The 17,494-nt window shown below is 68.7% G+C and carries 17 protein-coding genes; 8 read left to right on the top strand and 9 right to left on the bottom strand.

Annotated features, from left to right (window positions below):
* The first annotated feature begins 83 nt into the window (after positions 1-83).
* Positions 84-728 (top strand): hypothetical protein, encoded by a 645-nt coding sequence (locus IPZ69_RS00505; protein WP_235451588.1) that lies wholly within the window; start codon positions 84-86, stop codon positions 726-728.
* Positions 729-763: 35 nt separating this feature from the next.
* Here IPZ69_RS00505 and IPZ69_RS00500 read toward each other — a convergent pair whose 3' ends face one another.
* Positions 764-1,657 carry a GNAT family N-acetyltransferase gene (locus IPZ69_RS00500; protein ID WP_235451587.1) on the bottom strand — a complete coding sequence of 298 codons (894 nt, stop codon included), beginning with the start codon at positions 1,655-1,657 and terminating at the stop codon, positions 764-766.
* A gap of 153 nt (positions 1,658-1,810) precedes the next feature.
* On the opposite strand from IPZ69_RS00500, the gene IPZ69_RS00495 reads away from it, so the two are divergent.
* Positions 1,811-2,533, top strand: a complete 723-nt coding sequence (locus tag IPZ69_RS00495; RefSeq protein ID WP_308407405.1) for a Type 1 glutamine amidotransferase-like domain-containing protein — start codon at positions 1,811-1,813, stop codon at positions 2,531-2,533.
* Between the two features lie 46 nt (positions 2,534-2,579).
* On the opposite strand, the gene IPZ69_RS00490 is transcribed toward IPZ69_RS00495, so the two are convergent.
* The 5 genes from IPZ69_RS00490 to IPZ69_RS00470 form a co-directional block, all read right to left on the bottom strand.
* Positions 2,580-3,179 carry a hypothetical protein gene (locus IPZ69_RS00490; protein ID WP_235451586.1) on the bottom strand — a complete coding sequence of 200 codons (600 nt, stop codon included), beginning with the start codon at positions 3,177-3,179 and terminating at the stop codon, positions 2,580-2,582.
* Positions 3,166-4,710, bottom strand: a complete 1,545-nt coding sequence (locus IPZ69_RS00485) for a vWA domain-containing protein (protein WP_235451585.1) — start codon at positions 4,708-4,710, stop codon at positions 3,166-3,168. Before IPZ69_RS00485 ends, IPZ69_RS00490 begins: the two co-directional genes overlap by 14 nt.
* Positions 4,707-5,912 (bottom strand): toxic anion resistance protein, encoded by a 1,206-nt coding sequence (locus IPZ69_RS00480; RefSeq protein WP_235451584.1) that lies wholly within the window; start codon positions 5,910-5,912, stop codon positions 4,707-4,709. Before IPZ69_RS00480 ends, IPZ69_RS00485 begins: the two co-directional genes overlap by 4 nt.
* Before the next feature lie 14 nt (positions 5,913-5,926).
* Positions 5,927-7,012 (bottom strand): substrate-binding domain-containing protein, encoded by a 1,086-nt coding sequence (locus tag IPZ69_RS00475; protein WP_235451583.1) that lies wholly within the window; start codon positions 7,010-7,012, stop codon positions 5,927-5,929.
* A 188-nt stretch (positions 7,013-7,200) separates the two neighbouring features.
* Positions 7,201-8,436: a glycosyltransferase gene (locus IPZ69_RS00470; protein WP_235451582.1), complete on the bottom strand. Its 1,236-nt coding sequence runs from the start codon at positions 8,434-8,436 to the stop codon at positions 7,201-7,203.
* A gap of 677 nt (positions 8,437-9,113) precedes the next feature.
* Here IPZ69_RS00470 and IPZ69_RS00465 point away from each other — a divergent pair.
* The 3 genes from IPZ69_RS00465 (at position 9,114) to IPZ69_RS00455 (ending at position 12,686) form a co-directional block, all read left to right on the top strand.
* On the top strand, positions 9,114-9,641 hold the full coding sequence (locus IPZ69_RS00465) for a hypothetical protein (RefSeq protein ID WP_235451581.1): 528 nt from the start codon (positions 9,114-9,116) through the stop codon (positions 9,639-9,641).
* 36 nt (positions 9,642-9,677) lie between these two features.
* Positions 9,678-11,021: a tetratricopeptide repeat protein gene (locus IPZ69_RS00460; protein WP_235451580.1), complete on the top strand. Its 1,344-nt coding sequence runs from the start codon at positions 9,678-9,680 to the stop codon at positions 11,019-11,021.
* 90 nt (positions 11,022-11,111) lie between these two features.
* Complete coding sequence (locus IPZ69_RS00455; protein WP_235451579.1) at positions 11,112-12,686, top strand: hypothetical protein; 1,575 nt, start codon at positions 11,112-11,114, stop codon at positions 12,684-12,686.
* A 4-nt stretch (positions 12,687-12,690) separates the two neighbouring features.
* Here the strand turns inward: IPZ69_RS00455 and IPZ69_RS00450 are convergent, their stop codons facing one another.
* The 3 genes from IPZ69_RS00450 to IPZ69_RS00440 all read right to left on the bottom strand — a co-directional run bounded on the left by IPZ69_RS00450 (position 12,691) and on the right by IPZ69_RS00440 (position 14,872).
* A complete protein-coding gene (locus tag IPZ69_RS00450) occupies positions 12,691-13,197 on the bottom strand; it encodes an SMI1/KNR4 family protein (protein ID WP_235451578.1) in 507 nt (168 codons plus the stop codon).
* 160 nt (positions 13,198-13,357) lie between these two features.
* A complete protein-coding gene (locus IPZ69_RS00445; RefSeq protein ID WP_235451577.1) occupies positions 13,358-13,714 on the bottom strand; it encodes a S24/S26 family peptidase in 357 nt (118 codons plus the stop codon).
* 591 nt (positions 13,715-14,305) lie between these two features.
* Positions 14,306-14,872: an RICIN domain-containing protein gene (locus tag IPZ69_RS00440; protein WP_235451576.1), complete on the bottom strand. Its 567-nt coding sequence runs from the start codon at positions 14,870-14,872 to the stop codon at positions 14,306-14,308.
* A gap of 289 nt (positions 14,873-15,161) precedes the next feature.
* Here IPZ69_RS00440 and IPZ69_RS00435 point away from each other — a divergent pair, with 289 nt between their 5' ends.
* From IPZ69_RS00435 to IPZ69_RS00425, 3 genes are all read left to right on the top strand, one after another.
* Positions 15,162-15,962, top strand: coding sequence for a thioesterase family protein (locus tag IPZ69_RS00435; protein WP_235451575.1), 801 nt, complete (start codon positions 15,162-15,164; stop codon positions 15,960-15,962).
* A 159-nt stretch (positions 15,963-16,121) separates the two neighbouring features.
* On the top strand, positions 16,122-16,511 hold the full coding sequence (locus tag IPZ69_RS00430) for a hypothetical protein (RefSeq protein WP_235451574.1): 390 nt from the start codon (positions 16,122-16,124) through the stop codon (positions 16,509-16,511).
* A gap of 311 nt (positions 16,512-16,822) precedes the next feature.
* A complete protein-coding gene (locus IPZ69_RS00425; RefSeq protein WP_235451573.1) occupies positions 16,823-17,446 on the top strand; it encodes a DUF6230 family protein in 624 nt (207 codons plus the stop codon).
* Positions 17,447-17,494: the final 48 nt, after the last annotated feature.

Here is a 17,494-nt window from a genome sequence, read left to right as displayed (position 1 = left end):
CTGGTGCCAGTTCCTCCATTTGCCCACGGCCGCAGCTCAAAGCGCATAACTTCCCCTCTCGTACGCATGTCACTGGGGGGTTCATGCCTGAGAGTCCGCAGCGTCCGCTGCGCCCGGATGAGGAAGATCTGGTCCGCTTCCACAGCGGCGACACGCTCGACAACATCCCGATCATCTCCGTGCCCGCGTCGGATCCGGTGGGGCGGTGGTCCTGGCTTCCGCTGGCCGGCATGGCAGTCGCGGTCGCCGTGGTCAGTGGCTTCGCCGTGGCGGGAGTGATGCATCTCGCGGCAGACGACGGCAGTCGTACGGACGCGCAGGCACCTGTTCGGCCAACCGAGGCCGGCACCGCCGATTCAAACCCCTCGTCCCCATCGGGCTCCTCGGTCAGTCCATCGCCGAGCCTCAAAGCGGCTGCGCAGCCGCAACTCGAACAGGTCCGTGTCATCCAGGCCCCTGCCACCGGCGGCGACCCGGGCACCTCGTACTGTCTCGTGTACACCGGATCGGACAGCGGGGGCGCGAAGGATGCGATCCTCCTCGCGAATGCGCCCGCCTATCAGTGCACGGATCTCCTTGCGTACGACCCTGACGGCGAGGGTTCGTTCTCTACAGACGTGCCGTCGTGCGATTTGCCGGCTCGGGCAGCCGTGCTGAGCTTCGCTGAGAGCTCCGAGTGGGCCGGTACCGTGTACTTCACCTGTCTGACTCAACATACGGGCGCGTGAGCCGACGTCCGCCTCAGAAGACGAGCGGCACGGCGCTAGCCGACTTCCGGGTCGGCCCGCGAGAAGTCGCGCAGCGTGAAGTCGTACACCGTGAAGTCGGCGACCGGGCGATACCCGATCCGCTGATAGAGGCCATTGCTGGTGGAGTTGGCCAGGTCCGTGAACAGCAGGACCTCCGCCGCGCCCGCGGCCAGCGCGACCCGGCTCACCTCGACCGTCGCCGCGCCCGCGTATCCGCGGCCGCGCAGGTCGGCCGGGGTGTAGACGGGCGCCACCCGGATCTGGCCTGCGACCATCGAGGTCAGGCCGGCCATGGAGACGGGTGTGCCGTCCGGGGTCTCCCAGAACGTGACGCCCCGGGAGGCGATGTGCGAGTCGGCCCAGGAGCCGGCATCCGTGAGGGCGGCCTCTCCGATGGCGGCGGCGAACTCCGTGCGCCAGAGCATGAGTTGCTCGCGGTCCTGCTCACCCGCGACTCGCCCCCGGCCCTCCGGGAACGGCTCCGGTGGCGTGAGCGTGCCGAGGCGGTACAGACGCTGCCGCTGGTGGAGCGTCGGCGTCGCGCCCGTGTGCCGCTGCCATGCCTCGGCGAAGGCGGCGGCGGTGTCGTGGTCCGCGCCGACACCGGGGAGAGGGTGGCCGAGACCGGCCAGGCGGGCGGCGAGGGCGTCGGCCTGCTCGGGGGTGAGGGGCGTGAGGTTCAGATGGCGCGGCGGGGTACGGAAGAAGGTGGCGCGCACCTCACCCCCTTGCTCCAGTCGGCCGAAGAGAGGGGCTTCGGGGCCGTACCCGTCCATCCCTCGTGTTCGCAGGGTCTCGGTGACCGTCAGATGGAGGGTGTGCAGCGCGGGGCGCGAGTGCAGGAAGTCTCGGGTACGGGCGAGAAAGTCGTCGAGGTCTTCGGTGAGGTGCCAGTCATCCGGGCGCATGCTTCATGATTCCTCAGGCTGTCCGCGTGTGCCTGTGATTTAGCGGCTGCCTTGCGGCCCCGGCTTCTAATCGATTGCGGACGCGGCCGCCGTCCCGGCATGGTGCGTGGCACCGTCCGCCCGTGCGGATCCCAACACCGAAGGAGCGTTCCCGTGTCCGACAGCCCCGAACGTCATCTGGCTCTCCTAGGCGGCGGCTTCTCCACCGATGACGATGGTCTGTTGGACGACTGGATGCTCGGCCATGTGCGCACCTCCCGGCCTAAGGTGTGCTTCGTCCCAACGGCCAGCGGCGATGCCCCCGCCTACATCGAGCAATTTCTCACCGCGTTCCAGGCACGCGACTGTGAGCCAAGCGTCCTGTCGCTGTTCCGGCGGGAACTCGATGACGACGCCCTGCGAACGTTCCTGCTCTCTCAAGATGTCGTCTACGTAGGTGGCGGCAACACCGCGAACCTGCTGGCGGTTTGGCGCACGCACGGCGTGGACCGAATGCTGTGCGAGGCCTACGATCGCGGAACCCTGCTGTGCGGTATCAGCGCGGGCGCCAACTGCTGGGCCGAAGGCTCGCACACGGACTCCTTCGGACCGCTGACGTTTCTGCCGGACGGGTTGGGTCTGCTGTCCGGCTCGGTCTGTCCCCACTACGACAGCGAACCGGGTCGCCGCTCCTCCTACCGAGCAGCCGTGGCAACCGGTTCGCTGTCAGGCGGTTGGGCGTTGGAGGACGGCGTCGGTGCCCTCTTCACCGATGGACTGTTGGCCGACGCGGTGACCCGCTCACCAAGGGCCCGTCTGTATCGGGTGGAGCGAGACGGGGACCTCGGAGTCGACGAGCGAGCCATGCCGTGTCGCGCGCTCGTCGAAACGCGCTGAACAGTTTCGTTGCTCTGTCCGCGCTGCCGGCGCGCAGTCGCGCCTACTACGAACGGTCCTCCAGGTACCGCGTATGTGTCTCCTGGCGTCGGGCCTCCGTGTCGCGCAGTGCCGACGCGAGGTGTTCGGCCTCCTCGCGCAGCAGGGTGAGCTGACGGTCCAGATGCTGCTCGGGCGGCTCGGTGCCCGGGGTAAGGCGGGTCCACCATCGGGTTCGTACGAAGGTGTCGACGGCCTCGGGGATGTCCTGCCGTACGGCCCGGGACAGGGTGTGTACGGCCTCGGGGTCCTGGGCGAGCACCTCGGCGACCCAGCCGGGATCCAGCAGAGCGCCCAGCAGTTCGGTCAGTTCGGTGACCCGGGTGCGGAGCGCCGGTGGCAGGTCGACGTCGGCGAGATAGGTGCCGAGCTTGGCGAAGTCCTTGCGCACCGCGCCCAGTTGGGCCGAGGGGTCCGGGAAGTCGGGCGGCGCCGGACGTTCCGGCGGGGCGATCAGGGCGCCCGCGCCGTAGAGACCGGCCACCACGACGGGCCAGTACGGGCCCGCCACCCCGGTGAAGGTCAGCACCAGGCCGAGCAGGCCGCAGGTGCCGCCCGCGAGGTTCTTGCGGGACTCCAGGTAGCCGAGGACCTTACTGGTAGCCACGGATCTCCTCGAAGGCGCCGTCCAGCGAGCCCTTCTGGGCGTCGAAGAGACGGCCGCCGGTCAGGTCGGCGATGTGGGCCAGCTCGGAGCGGTCGGAGTCGCCGAAGACGATCGGGAAGACGGGGGTGTCCCGCCGGGTGCCGGTGAGCCGGCGGTAGAAGTCGTCGAAGTCGCCGGCCTTCGCGCCGGCCGTGTTCTCGCCGTCGGTCATCAGCACGATCGAGGTGAACGTGTCGCGTCCGGCGCCGAGATGGTCGTACGCCTTCTCCAGCGAGGTGTAGATCGCGGTGTTGCCGTCGGCGTCGAGGGCCTCGGTGTCCCGCCGGATGGCGTCCAGTCCGGTCTTCGGGTCCTTGGGGTCCACGACGTGCCTGCGCACGCTCTTCACGTCCGAGCCGAACGCCATCAGCGTGACCTCCTCGCGTTCGTGGAAGTCGCCGGTGAGGTCGGTGAGCGACTTCTTCAGCGCCGCGAGCCGGTCGCCCTTCATCGAGCCCGACGTGTCGAGGACGTAGACCGTGCGGGAGGGGCGGCGGAGCTCGTTCTCGTAGGAGTCGAGGAGTCCGTCGGCGACGGAACGGCTGCCGGGGAAGGGCAGTTCGCGCCGACGGCTGGTGTCCAGGCCGGACGCGGGCGCCACCGAGGCGACGACCGGGCGGCGGTGGGTGGTGTCGGTGATGAGCTGTTGCACGGTGGTGGTGCGCAGGTCCTCCGTCACCTTGCGGACGTCCTCGCGGGTGCGGGCGTCGCTCGCGGTGAGTGAGGACAGCGGGTAGTCGGCGGTGACGACGCCGTCCTTGGGGCGTATCACGGTCAGGCCCGGGATGCCCTTGAGGACGGACTCGTAGTTGAGCAGGGCGTCGACGTTGCCGCGCCGCTTGTAGGCGCTGGCCAGCCAGCCCGACGAACCCGACGTCAGCTTCTGTCCCTTGAAGAACTTCTTCAGCCTCGGCGTGGCCTTGGCGACGTCCGCGTCCGTCAGCGCGGACTGCGCGCCGGAGAGGGCGGAGGCGACCGAGACGAGGGTGGAGAAGCCGGAGTTGGAGCGGGCCGGGTCGGTCATCCCGTAGGTCAGCTTTCCGTCCTGGACGGCCTGCTCGATCTGCGACCAGGTGACCTCCTTGGGCTTCCAGCCGAGGGCCTGGACGGTGGCCTGCTTGACGCCGATGGCGACCGGGCTCGACATGACCGGCGTCTCGGAGAGCACCTTCTTCGCCGCGTCGGGGCGCAGCCGCAGATAGTCGTCCGAGGACAGCCACAGCGCGTCGTACGCGCCGTCGGCCTTGCCCTTGGCGAGCAGGTCGACGGCGTCCAGGGTGCCCATGTAGGTGGGGCGGATGGTGACGCCGGTGTCCTTGCGGACGCGGTCGAAGACGGCGGTCATGTCGCTGAGTTCGCTGGAGGCGAGGATCCGCAGCGTGCCGGGCTTCGGCGCGGTCGAGTCGTCCTGGTCCTTCTCCGACGTACAGGCGGTCAGGAGCGCGGCGGTCGTGGCGAGCAGGGCCAGTGCGCTTGCGGTGCGTCTCGTCATGCGAGGCCACCGTCCAGCGCGTTCTGCGACCGGCTGCGCTCCAGGTAGGCGCTCGCGTTGTGCAGTTCGTCCGTCAGGGACTGGACCGTCGAAGCCATCGCCTCCGTCGCCTGCACCTTGTAGGTGTCGATCGCGTCGAGGGTGCGGTAGATCTGCTGGAACGCCGAGCGCAGCGTCTCCGCGCCCACGGCCGGGTCCGCGGCGATGCGCTGGATCTCGCCGCTCTGCGTGGCGAGCATCTCCGCGTTCCCCCGGATGAGGTCCTCGGTGGTGCCGCGCAGGGCGTTGACCTGCTCGACGACCTTCTTCTGGTTGTCGAGCGCGGAGGCCAGCATCACGGAGATGCGCAGCGCCGAGACGGTGGTCGTGGCGGCCCGCTCGACGCCCTTGATCAGCTCGTCGTTGTTGCGGCGTACGACGTCCATGGCGAGGTAGCCCTGTGCGCACACGGCGAGCTGGGTGAGCAGGTCCTGGTGCTTCTGCCGCACCGGGAAGAGCACGTCGGCGCGGAGCGTGTCGGCGGCCTCGGGGTCGCCCGCCCCGACGCCGGAGATGTGCTGCTCGACGGCTGTGTCGAGGGCCTGCGTGAGGACCACGTACTCCTGGAGCTTGCCCATGGTCTCCCACAGCCGGACCCGCTCGGTCTGCAACGCGGCGTTGTCCCGGCGCAGTTCGTCCTGTCCGCCGCGCAGCGAACCCACGATCTTGTTGAGGGTGCCCTGTGCGGAGGCGTACTTGGCGACGTGGTCGCGCAACTTGTTGCCGCCGGGGAGCTTGGAGAGGAACTTGCGGCCCTTGCTCGCGGGCATGTCGCGCGGGTCCAGATCCTCCACGACCCGGCGCAGTTCCACGAGCGAGCCGGCGACCTTCGACTGGGCGTCCCCGCCCTTGTCGGGCAGGCTGCGCAGGGTCCGCTCCAGCATGCGGTTGGACTGGGCGGTGGCGGCGCGCATCTCGCCGGAGCCGAGGGCGGTGATCTCACCGACCTTGCCCGCGAACTCGGGCGAGCGGGCGTCGAGTTGGGCAAGTCCCTCAACATAGGCGGTGGCCTTGCGGGCCATGTCCGTACGGACGCTGTCGTCGACGGGCACGAGTCCGCCGGCCTTCTCCCGCGGCACGGGCGTGACGGCCTCGGGCGGGGTGAGGGCGAACTCGCTGTCGCTCGGCGGTGTGAGTGTGAACTGGTTGTCGCTGCTGGTCATGTGCTGATCCCCCGTCATCCGCGCGCCCGGCGGGCCATCTCGTGCAGCACCGCGGAGGTGGGCACGGGCGCCTGCCGGACGCCGGTCAGCTTCTGGTTGAGGTAGGCGGTGCGGTCCTTGGTGGCCGCGACGAACTCACCGGCATCGCCCTGCGGCCGGAATCCGTGCCGGACGGCGAGCTTGCGCAGGGTCGGGTCGGTGCTGAGGAGTTCGCCGAGTGCGCGGCCGTTCGCGTCGAGTGGTACGACGGTGTGGTCGCTGTTGACCGTGGTGTCCGGGTAGAGCACCACGAGGTCGTCCGTGTCCGAGCTGGGCTGCTGTTCGGCGAGCAGCGAGGCGACCTGCGACTCGTACACGAGCACCGGCGGGTTTCCGGCGCCGCTGATGAAGTCCCGGAACACCGCGTCCGTGCTGGACTGCTGGGCGCCCTGGACGCTGACGAGTTGGTGCAGCAGGGGAGCGGTGCGGTCGATGTCCGCCTTGCCGGCAGCCACCTTGCCGCCGTTCGCCACGTAGGAGGCGGCGGCGAGGTACAGCGCGCCCGAGTTGGAGGTCTCGGGGTCGGTGCTCGCGATGTACAGCGTGCCGGTCAACTCTCCGTGTCCGGAGGCTCCCTTGAGCTGCTGCCAGGTGCGGTTGTGCCGGGCGGCGTCGAGGTAGGCGCCCATCTTCAGGGTGCCCCGGCTCTTCCCGTCGAGCGTCGCCAGACCGTTGGCGGCCAGCACGTCGACGGCGTTGTGGTGGGCCAGGACCACGAGAGGGGAGTAGAAGGGCCGGGGGAGCGGCTCCTGCACGTGGTACTTGGCGGCCAACTGGTCGGCGGGCGCCTTGCTGGACGGGAAGGTGAAGTCGTACCCCTTGAGGTCCAGGCCGTCCATGGCCCAGGACCCGGAGGCCTCCGCCTTCACGGTGAAGCCCTTGGCGGCGAGGGCCTTCACCACGTCGGGATCGGCGAAGAAGTCGGCCTTCTCCGATCCGATCACTCCGCGCACGGTCTTCGTTGCCGTGCCCTTGTCCTCACCTTGTCGGCCTGCGACGACGGCGGCCACCACGCCACCGATCAGCAGAACCGCGAGGACTATTCCTGCGATACGTCTCACGCCGGGGAGCGTGCTCCCGGAATTCCACGTTCCCGGGTGTCCCGGGTGAACAGCAGGTAATCGGCCATTCCCGATATGCAACCGGAGCGGGCTGCTCCGGGGGTTGGCCCCAATGGGGCCCCAATTGGTTCCCGAATGGGCCCGGATCGGGTGTGGCTACGGTCGTGGCGCTCGGCTCTCCGCGTGGTTCACGCCGATGCGGGCGGCCTTTCCCCGCTGATCGTGTCGATGAGCCTCTGCGCGGCGACCGTCGCCCCGTCCGTGCTCATCGCGTCGGCCGCGGCCCGCGCCCGCGCGCCGGTCTCGGGGGTCAGGACCGTGGTGAGCGCGGCCGACAGGGAGTCGAAGGTCGGCGTCGGACCGTCGTGTGCCGCGCCGATGCCCAACTCGGCCACCCGGGCGGCCCAGTACGGCTGGTCCGCGATCTGGGGCACCACCAGCTGAGGCGCGCCTGCCTGCGCGGCCGTCGTCGTGGTGCCGGCGCCGCCGTGGTGCACGACGGCGGCCACCCGGCCGAACAGTGCCTGCTGGTTGACCTCACCGACGACGAAGCAGTCGTCCCGGTCGTCGACAAGGGCCAGCTCGGCCCAGCCACGGGCGAGCAGGACGCGTCGGCCCTGCGCGCGGACCGCCTCGATGGCCACCCGGGCGACGTCCGCCGAGGTGTGCATGGCCATGCTGCCGAAGCCCACGTACACCGGCGGTGCACCGGCGTCCAGGAACGCCTCCAGTTCCTCGGGGAGCGGGCGCTCGTCCGGCAGGATCCACGGTCCGGACTGCACGAGGTCGAGGTCCGTCATGTTCTCCCACGGAACCAGGCCCGGCTCCGCAGCCAGCCACGGCCGGTCGGTGAAGACGTAGTCACGAACGTTGTCCACCGGTGGCATGCCGAGCGCCGCTCGATGGCTGTTCTCCGCCTTGCCGTAAAGGTCGTTCACGCGCTGGGCGTCCTGCTCCCACAGCACCTTGAGGTCCGTCTCCTCCGGTGGGGACTGCCGACCCGGCCGCCGGCCCGGAGGGAAATGGCTCGACGGCAGACCGAGCGTGTGGAAGCACGCGAACGCATAGCGGATGCCCAGATTCTCGGCCACCGACCGTGCGCCGGACGGCATCAGGCCGGTCGCCAGCAGCGCGTCACATCCCTCGGCCGCCGCGGTGAGCGTCTCGAACCGCGCGGCGACCAGTTCGGCCGCGAGCTGGAACGCGTATCCCGCCGACGGCGGCCTCTCCCCGGCCACCACGGAGCGCACCGTCGGGCCGAGCGGTACCAGCGGCAGGCCGACACGAGCCAGCAGCGCCACGAACTCCTCGTCCGGCGGCGCGCACACCCGCACCTCCGCACCGAGTCCGCGCAACGCCACCGCGAGTCCCGCCACCGGCTCGACGTCCCCGCGCGATCCCCACGTCGACAACACCACACGCATATCGTAAATCCCCCATATCCGCAGGTTCTGGCTTCGGCCGACCATCCTGCGGCATGACCGGGGCCTTGCCGCAAGCCCCCCGGTGCGCTATAAGTTGAGAGTGGCAAGGAGTCAGATCTCCTTGCCTTTGTCATGTGTGCGCTTTGTCGCTCACTGCGGGTGGACAACTGCCTCGGCCGACGCAACCTCCACCTCCACCCTGGCGATGACTCCCCGCATCGACGTGGGGTGGCTGAGTAAGATCCGCCGCGTGCCTTGGATACGACGCCGTGCGCGTGCTGCCGCATGTGTTGCGGGGCGAGGAGAACTGCCCGCGCTCACTCGTTGAAGCGGTCTGCGCCCGGCACCGAGTGGATCCGGTGGCCGGCGCCTGGACCGCCCCCAGAGCGGCAACTGAGGCCGTCGCCTTCCAGCGCACACCCGAACTGGTCCACGGAGTCCCCGTCGCCGACCCGCTCATGGCGCCGGCGCGCTTCGCTCGGCAGGCATCTTCTCCGGCAAGGGCAAGCGCGCCGCCGCGCAAGAGTGGACCTGACCTCCGGCAACGCCCGCGTCGGCCCGACTCCGCAAATCGGTTTACTCACACGGCCACCCCGGCAAGGATCAAACGGCGACGAGGAAGCCCTGCGGAGGAGTGCCCGGCTCTGATCCCGGGTGGACGCAGGTGACGACGTGGGATGGACCGGCTCGGTGGACTCCACCGTCTGCCCGGCGTCGTCGACCTCGCACCGCTCACCGCCGCTCCCCGGCTCCGCCGCCTCCACCTCAACCGCTCCACCGCCGCCGACCTGACACCCGTACGCGAACTGCCCGTCGAATCCCTCCGCGTCACTCTTGCCGACGGCGACCTGACCAGCCTCGAAGCGCACCCCCACCTCACATCCGTCGACCTGACCACCACCGCCCCGGTCGACATCACTCCCCTCCGCACCATCCCTCACCTGCGGGGCCTCGACCTCTCGGGAGCGGATGTCCCCAACCTGTCCGTCCTGGCCGACCTGCTGGATCTCCGCTACCTGTCCCTCACCGCCCGTCAGTGGACCACTCTCCTGACCGAGGCAAAAGTCCCACCCACACTCACCGCCGCCCGCCTGGCCGACGCAAACACGACCCTCGACGACGCCCTCACCTGGGCATCCCGCCTCGGTCTCCACACGGAGAACGCCTTCCGTGTCACCGGCACGCTCAAGACTGCCGGCGAGTGACTCCGAGACCATTGCTCCGATCCAAGGTGCGTCGTCGTGAACGCCGGCGAACTCGACCGCCAGGCCCGTACGCACGAGGGCTGGATACCGCCCCACCTGGTCTCCTGGCTCATCGACCATGGCCATCTCGACGAAGTCGAACACGAGGCGCGTGGCGGCGACTGGTTCTGTGCGCAGGCGTGGGTGCGGATCCTGGCCGACCAGGATCGGCGAGACGCGGCCCTGGAAGTGCTCGCCCGCTACGTCGCCACGGGCTGGTGGAAGGCGGCCCACAGCGCCGCCGAGTTGCTCGAAGGGTGGGGGCGGGTGGACGAGGCGATCGCGGTCTCCCGCTCGAACATGCAGGCCGACTGGCGGTTGGCGCTGAAGTACTTCGCGCTGCTGCTCGCCCGGCACGGCCGGGGCGATGAGGCATTCGACCTGCTCCTGCCACACCTGGACGACTGGCTGCTCGCTGATGCCCTGGTCGAGGTGACCGCCGATCTGGGGCGAGAGGAGGAGGCCGCCGCGCTGCTGGCCGCCCGCGTCGAGGCAGGAGATCCGACCGCCTGGCCGGACTCCGGCGGCCGGAACACCAAACTCAGCAATGCCATCGACCTGCTGGCCACCGTGCGCGAGCGGCAGGGGAGGGCCGACGAGGCGATAGCCCTACTGCGGACGCGGGAGATCACATCCGTCAACGGCCGTGACCAACTGGCCGATCTGCTGGCTCGACACGATCGGATCGACGAGCTGCGGGAGTACGCGGCAACCGAGCCCCTCGGCGACGCCGCCCAATGTCTCGCGGAGTACTTGGAGCGACGCGGCGACGTGACGGGCGCCATCGACGTCTACGGAACGCTCGCTCCGGACGATTCACCGAACACGGCGGTGAGGCTCGCGTGGCTCCTTGCCCGTCATGGCCGCGGCGAAGAGGCGATCGAGCTGCTGCGTTCCCTGCCGAGCTCGGTCGGCGGCCATGAAGACTGGGTCGTTGACGCGCTGTGCACGCTGTTCGTCGACCAGGGCCGTGCTGAGGACGGCTTGGCGTACCTCGATGACCGCAAGCTCCAATTCGCCTCCGAAGAGGCCGAGTTCTTCCGGCTACGGACCAAACTCCTTGTTGCCTGCGGTCGCAGGGAGCAAGCGATCGAAGAGGCCCGGGCACGCCCTGAATCGAAGAGCTGGTACGAGGCACAGAACCTCGCGAAGCTGCTCTCCGACGCCGGACGCCCGGAGGGGGCCGTCGCGCTCCTGGACCCGACCATCCCGGCCAACCGGACCGCCCTCGGCACACACCTCATGAGGGCCGGCCGCATCAAAGAAGGCGTGGCCCTGTTCCACCAACCGCCAAGGCCCGCCCGGCCTTTCCGCTGGACCAGCGAGGATCCGCCGCTCTAGCCGACGTCGGCCGGCAGGCAGGGCCCAACACACTGGCCACCAAGGGATCGTGGCTTCACGCATGTTCTGGACGTTGAGAAGATCACCAGCATGACCATCTCGTTCCGCATCGACCGAATCCTCGGTGACCGTCCCTTCGCCGAGGTCGGTGATCCCGTCCTCGCCGTCGATGACGAGGCCCGCGGCCTGCTTGCAGTGGCAGGCACGTGCGTGGCTGTGGCGGGCATGCAAGAGTTCGGCAGTACTGCGCCGGTCGGCGTCTATGGCACCGATGATCTGGCCTGCCGCGCGCTTCTCCGCGCGCGCTACCCCGTGCACGCGATGGCTTTCCACCCCACGCTGCCCCTCCTCGCAGTTGGCACCGGTAAGTACGACGGCGGCTACTTCTTCGAAGGGGAACTGCTGCTGCTGGACCTGGAGGCGGGTACGACCACGTCGCTCATCGAGCATGAGCTCGGACGCCAGGTCCTTGGCCTGGAATGGCTCGGCGAACAAGAACTGCGGGTGCTGATGGCCCCGTCCGACGACTGGCAGGACAAAGACGCGTGGAGCGAGGGGCAGGTCGCGGTGGTGCACCGGCCCGACTGGAGAGCCGTACCGCCCCGGTCGCTCACCGGATACGACCTGGCCGGACCACGGGTGGCTGCCCCGCGAGCCGACCGCCGAGAGGATGCCCGCCAGACCGTCTCCGGTCTGAGTACGCACTGGGATCCGCGACGCAACGCCCGCGCGGTCGAGGCACTGTCCGACGGCCGGATCGTGGCGACGCTCGACGGGGTCCGGCTGGAGTCCTGGCTGCCCTCGGGGCAACGGCAGTGGGTTGTTCGGGACGACGCCGGCGGCGGCCGTGACGTGGTGATCGCCGGAGATGAGCGATCGGCTTGGGTCGGGCTGGTGCGGCCTCCGTGGGAGGGGCGCGCGCAGGCCGTGCTCCGGCTCGCGCTCCACGACGGAGCACAGGTCGACCAACTCGCTCCCTCCGGCTCGGTGTCCCTGGTGCGATGCGCTGACGGCCTGCCCGCCCTCGCACCCGCCGGGCAGAACGGGGAGCGGAGCAGGCTCCGTATCCGGCGTGGCAGCCGGATCTACTTCCGGGAAACCGTTCGCACGAAGGGCGAGCAGCACCTCGGACCGGGTGAAACCTGGCTTGCGGCAGCGGAGTTGGAGTCCATACCGCTTGCCGAACGTCCGCGTGAGCCGACGGCAGCGGAGACCACTCGGTTGTTTCCCTACTCCTGGACGCCAGGTGAGACCCACTTCGCCGGCCCCGGCGTGGAGACCGCGGACGGTGACCTGATTCATGCCGGCACCGTCTACCACGGCCGCGGGCTGCAGCCCGGCGGCTCGTTCGTCGTACGGCGCGAGGTGACCAACGGGCAGCCGACCTGGGTCTTTCGCACAGACCGGAAGGCCACGGACCTCGACCACGACACGGAGACCGTCTACGTCACATACGACGACGGCGAGATCGTCGGACTCGACCTCCGGGACGGCAACGTACGTTGGCGCCGGCACCTCACCGTCGCCGCAGTCCCCGTCGTTGCGTCAGCCCTGACAGTTACCGAGCCCGGACGGCTCCTCATCGGCACCACCGACGGGCGACTCCTGGACTGCTCTACCGTCTCGTACTCCAGCTGTAGATCGGGATCTTGCTCGTCGCGGTAGTGGCTCAGTTTCGGCATTCTTGGCAATACGGGCCAGCGGGTGCCTTGGGAAAGTCGTCGCGTCCGTCCAACCACCCGCAGAGCCGTTCGGCCAGGGTGAGGTCTTCGGGAAACAAAGCGTGTCCGTGTTCAGGACATCGGGCGTTGGGATCCCAACCCCACATGCGGCCTTCCGGTGTGCTGTAGTCGACGAGGGACCAGATCGCACAGCCCCATGTCAAGAGCGGTACAACAGACGGAGGGTAGTTAGGGGTTCCGCGCCAGGCCAGGTACTCCTCCAGTAGCCGACGGCTGTCGCTGAAGCTGTAGGCCGTGTCGGTATGGGACAAAGCCTCACCCCAGCGACCGAACCCACCGTCAGCGACTTCGAGATAGATCCGCTTGAGGAGCGGCGGCATCGGATACCCCACGGCCTCCTCAAGTTCGGCCACAGCCTCAGGGGGCGCGGGCGGCGGCAGCTCGCCGTCTGCATCCACTTCTCGGATCCTGTTGATGATCTCGTCGCCGGTCATACCGCCATTCGTAGCAGCTGCCACTGACAGGATTCGGGCGGCGATGCGGCCGGGCAGCCCGCCCGTCTCGGCCTCGGGATGAACACCGTTCAGAAGTCGCGGGACGCGCAGCGCGACGTCTTCTGGACTGCCAGGGTGGGCCTGCGGAATGCAGCTCACGCTAGGCGGATGCCTGGTCAAGAGTCTTGTCCGCGGCGCCTGGCCTGGGGACACCGTCGACCGACACGCAGATGCCGAAGACGCGATCATGGCTGGTCCAGCCGTTGATGTGGCCCCGGTTGTTGCTGATCTGCACCCGCTTCCTGGCCGAATCCACGGACGACACCAAGTGCAGGTACACCGTTCCGGCGACACGGGCCAGGACGATGTCGCCAACCTTCAGCTTCGACGGGTCGACGGGAGCGACGGCCACCTGCTGACGACTGTGAATCAAGGGGACCATCGAGGAGCCACTGGGCCGGAACTTCACGGTCAGTCCGCTGGAAACCCTGTCGGCCACTGCATCCAATGCGCCCATCTGTCGATCGTGGCAGACATGGCGGGATCACCCCACCGATTTATCTCCCGCCCCCCATCAACGAGGCGAACGCTTCCGATGCGGAGCCAGGGGCTGTCCGGTCGATCTTGGATTGTGGGAAGATGCCGCACATGACTTACACCCGAAGGGGCCGTGCCGCGTAGGAAGCCAGTTTCACTTCGGCCGCGGGAACGCGCTTGGCGAAGGCCATGGGTTCGATACCGGGATGTCCCAGGCCTGTCGGGGCCGGCGAATGCCGCCGTTCGCATGCTCGAACGGGAGCGCTTGTCTCCCGGCGTCGTATCAGCGGCGCTGAGCGTATGGTCCGTGCGGGTCCACGGCATCACGCGTCGTTGGAGGCAGTGGGAGGCCGAGTTCACCTGCCCGTGCTGCGGCGACGGCTGGGCCCGGGACAAGCTGCAAGAGGCTCTGCTTCTGCTCCCGCCGAGAGCCGCCACGGAACTTCGAGTGCAGGTCGAGCGTCTGGACGTGATCCTGCTCAGGCGAACACACCATGAGCCTCTGACAGATCCAGATTTGGCCTGGTGGCATCGTAGATGCTGACTGTGCCCCTGCCCCTGCCGGCAACGACTACCAGGCGTCGTCGTTGTGGGCGAGCTTCCAGAGTCGGTCCGAGGACGGGTAGGCGGTGTCGAGGTAGAGCGTCTCGTATCTGTCGTTCTCGGCGTATTGCCTGATGGTCAGGGCGACGTTCCGGTTGAGGACCGGTCGCCAGATCCACCAACCGGTCTGGGTGTCACCGACTCGCTCCGCCTCAAGGCTCCACTTCTGATTGTCCGAGTCGTTGCAGGTCCTCACGGTCACGCCACCACCGCGGGTGGGGTTGGTGTCGACCGGCTGAAGACATTTGTTCGCGGCCCGGTTCTTCAGCTTGAAGGTCCACTCGCCTTCCGCGTACGAACCGCGGCCGTCCCACGCCTCGGTGGTGAAGGCGAACGCGGGATCGCGCAAGGCGACCGGGACCGAGCCGTCGGTGACATGGTCCAGGAAGAGGGCCAGCCGACCGCCGCTCGCCTTGTTGATGAGGTCCTCGTTCGGGAAGTCGTCGGCGGCCGCGGGGGGCGCCGTTGTGAGGGTCAACGCGGCGACGGAGATGCCAGTGGCGCAGGCGGACAGGACGCGACGGCAAGCTGACATGGTGTTGTCGCCTTTCGCGGGACGTAGGGCTTGGCGAACAGGTCGTAAGGGTTCATTCCGTTGTTGGGCCACGAATCAACGTGGACGCGCCGCCGTTCACTTGAACGGAGTTGTGCCGGGCCACATGGCGTACACGAGAGTTGCACCGATCCGTGACGGCGCGGGAAGTGCTGGTCCGGGGCTGCGGCATGAGACGCCGGGGACGTCGAGCCGACCGACTATCCTGCGGTGTGAGCAAGCGCTTAGTAGAATCATCGGCGGGTAGTCCATGGGGCAGGGAGGGGCAGTCATGATGAAGTCAGAAGCCGAGGCCTTCTACGAGCGGGAGGCCGACGATCGGTTCCTCCCCACTGCCAACACCCGGGGACCGTGGGACGTCGGCTCCCAGCACGCCGGGCCGCCGGCCGCGCTGCTCGGTCTGGCCGTCGAGCAGCGGCCCGGCGGACGGCCGGACATGCGGGTCGCCCGGCTCACGTACGAGATCATGCGCCCGGTCCCGATACAGCCGTTGACCGTGGCCACGCGCGTGCTGCGCGCCGGGCGCAGTGTCGAGCTGGTGGAGGCGGCTCTGACACCCGACGGCGGGCAGGAGGTGATGCGGGTGACGGCCCTGCTGATGAAGACCGTGCCGGACTCGGTACCGCAGGTGTCGCCGGGCCGGCAGGTGCCGGGACCCGGGGCCGTACCCCCGAAGGCGTTCTTCCCGGTCCCGTGGGAGCAGGGCTATCACACCGCCATGGAAGTACGTTTCGCAGCCGGTTCCTTCCTGGAGCCCGGGCCGGGCACGGCGTGGATGCGGATGCGGGTTCCTCTGGTGGCCGGAGAGGAGATCACGCCGCTCAGTCGGGTGCTGACGGCGGCCGACTCGGGCAACGGCGTCAGCGCCGCTCTGGACTTCCACCGCTACGTCTTCATCAACGCCGATCTCACCGTGAGCCTGCACCGCCACCCCGAGGGCGAATGGGTCTGCCTGGACGCCCGGACCATGGTCGACGGCGCGGGCATCGGCCTCGCCGAGTCCGCCCTGCACGACGAGAAGGGCCCGCTGGGCCGCAGCACCCAGAGCCTGTACGTGGCCCCGCGCGGCTGACACAGGCGGCCACGCACCGAGCCGGTGGCGGTGGCGCTGGGGTCCCGTCGCGCAGCCCCGTCGCAGGCCCGACCGTAATCAGCTCCTCGCCGACGTACTCGGGTGGAGCTGAGTACTTGCGCTCTCCCCGGCGACGGTGCGAGCCGGAACGCTGGGGCCATGAGCCAAGGAACACTGAAGCCCGTTGCCCAGCTGCTGTCGATCCCCGTGCTGGCCGGGGTCTCGGCCGCGTTGTGGGCTGCCTGGCTGGGCTGGGACCAGCATCGCGACGTGCACCCGGACGGTACGACGACCGGCCCGTACGAGGCGTGGCAGGTGATCGGCCTGGTGCTGACGCTGCTGGCACCGGTGTGCTGGGCGGCTGCTCGGCGTTACTTCACGGGCGCTGTGCTCGGTACCACGGTGGGCCTGACCGCCGCGGCCTTCTACGACTGGTCGGACGACTCCAGCGGCCTGTTCGTGATCGGTGTGGGGCTGGTCGCGCTGGGAAGCCTCGTCGCGACTTCAGTCGTTACCGCGCTGATCGCCGCTGCCATGCGAGACGCATGACGAATCTGATCGCGATGGCGTGCCGCCCCTTTTTCGGGAACCGGGAGGGTGCGTTTGTCGTGGGGGTGAGCCATGCGGCTGGACTCGGTTTGGTTGGCCGGCATTCCCCGTCACGGGACGTTGATTTCCATCCAATGAATTTTTGCGAGACCTGTCATCCGAAGTGCCCAATAAAAGTTGCGCCACTCGAACGGCGGACGTGACATGCAACCGCTTGTCGTGTCCGGAAGCCTAGGATCCGTCACCGGACAGCGGGACATCGTCGCCTTGCCCGAGACGGGCGGGCCGATTCGAGGACCGAAGGAGACGGGATGTCGCATGGCGCAGGTAGAACTCGTTGGAAGCGCTTCGCGGCGATTCTGGTTCTCGGCGTCGCGTCCAGCGCGACCGTCGCCGTCGCCATGGCGGAGGGAGTACTCGCTGCCTCGTTCTTCATCTCCGGCCAGAAATTCCAGGTAGCCGCGGACAAGATGGTCACCCGGGGAGTCAGCATCTACGGCATGGTCAACGTGACCAGCCAGCGCGAACTCGTGCCCGTCATCGTCACGGGAGCCCGGCGCGCGAAGATCACCGGGCTGTGCCAGTCCGTTCTGATCGATGTGCCGGTGCTGGGCCCGCAGACGCTGCGGGTCACCGGCGGCAATGAACGGCCGGCCCAGGCATCGAATCTGTTTCTCGACGCGACGAGCCAGACGGCCGATGAGGTGGATTTCACGGGCCTGGACATCGGCATCGCGACAGGGGAGATCACCAAGGGATTGATCAATCCCGGGGACAGGCACTCGCGGTTCTTCGACCCCAACGGTGTGGGCCAACAGGCCGACTCGTCCACCCTGATCAATGTGCACTGGACCGCGGTCGCGGTCACCGCCGGCACGTTCAGCGTTCCCGGCCTGCGCACCCAGGTCGAGCAAGGCCGCCACGAGTGCTTCTGAGCCCACCACGGGGGCTTCTGGCCCACCACGGGGGCTTCTGATCCACCA

The organism is Streptomyces olivochromogenes (genome assembly GCF_021538895.1).
Classification (GTDB): domain Bacteria; phylum Actinomycetota; class Actinomycetes; order Streptomycetales; family Streptomycetaceae; genus Streptomyces; species Streptomyces olivochromogenes_A.
This window is presented reverse-complemented; position numbering and strand designations above follow the sequence as displayed.

What these genes read in the sequence shown, in the direction of transcription:
- IPZ69_RS00505 (WP_235451588.1), top strand. Translation starts at nt 84, where the DNA reads ATGCCTGAGAGTCCGCAGCGTCCGCTGCGCCCGGATGAGGAAGATCTG.
- IPZ69_RS00500 (WP_235451587.1), bottom strand. Translation starts at nt 1,657, where the DNA reads ATGCGCCCGGATGACTGGCACCTCACCGAAGACCTCGACGACTTTCTC.
- IPZ69_RS00485 (WP_235451585.1), bottom strand. Translation starts at nt 4,710, where the DNA reads ATGACGAGACGCACCGCAAGCGCACTGGCCCTGCTCGCCACGACCGCC.
- IPZ69_RS00480 (WP_235451584.1), bottom strand. Translation starts at nt 5,912, where the DNA reads ATGACCAGCAGCGACAACCAGTTCACACTCACACCGCCGAGCGACAGC.
- IPZ69_RS00470 (WP_235451582.1), bottom strand. Translation starts at nt 8,436, where the DNA reads ATGCGTGTGGTGTTGTCGACGTGGGGATCGCGCGGGGACGTCGAGCCG.
- IPZ69_RS00465 (WP_235451581.1), top strand. Translation starts at nt 9,114, where the DNA reads ATGGACCGGCTCGGTGGACTCCACCGTCTGCCCGGCGTCGTCGACCTC.
- IPZ69_RS00455 (WP_235451579.1), top strand. Translation starts at nt 11,112, where the DNA reads ATGACCATCTCGTTCCGCATCGACCGAATCCTCGGTGACCGTCCCTTC.
- IPZ69_RS00450 (WP_235451578.1), bottom strand. Translation starts at nt 13,197, where the DNA reads ATGACCGGCGACGAGATCATCAACAGGATCCGAGAAGTGGATGCAGAC.
- IPZ69_RS00445 (WP_235451577.1), bottom strand. Translation starts at nt 13,714, where the DNA reads ATGGGCGCATTGGATGCAGTGGCCGACAGGGTTTCCAGCGGACTGACC.
- IPZ69_RS00440 (WP_235451576.1), bottom strand. Translation starts at nt 14,872, where the DNA reads ATGTCAGCTTGCCGTCGCGTCCTGTCCGCCTGCGCCACTGGCATCTCC.
- IPZ69_RS00435 (WP_235451575.1), top strand. Translation starts at nt 15,162, where the DNA reads ATGATGAAGTCAGAAGCCGAGGCCTTCTACGAGCGGGAGGCCGACGAT.
- IPZ69_RS00430 (WP_235451574.1), top strand. Translation starts at nt 16,122, where the DNA reads ATGAGCCAAGGAACACTGAAGCCCGTTGCCCAGCTGCTGTCGATCCCC.
- IPZ69_RS00425 (WP_235451573.1), top strand. Translation starts at nt 16,823, where the DNA reads ATGTCGCATGGCGCAGGTAGAACTCGTTGGAAGCGCTTCGCGGCGATT.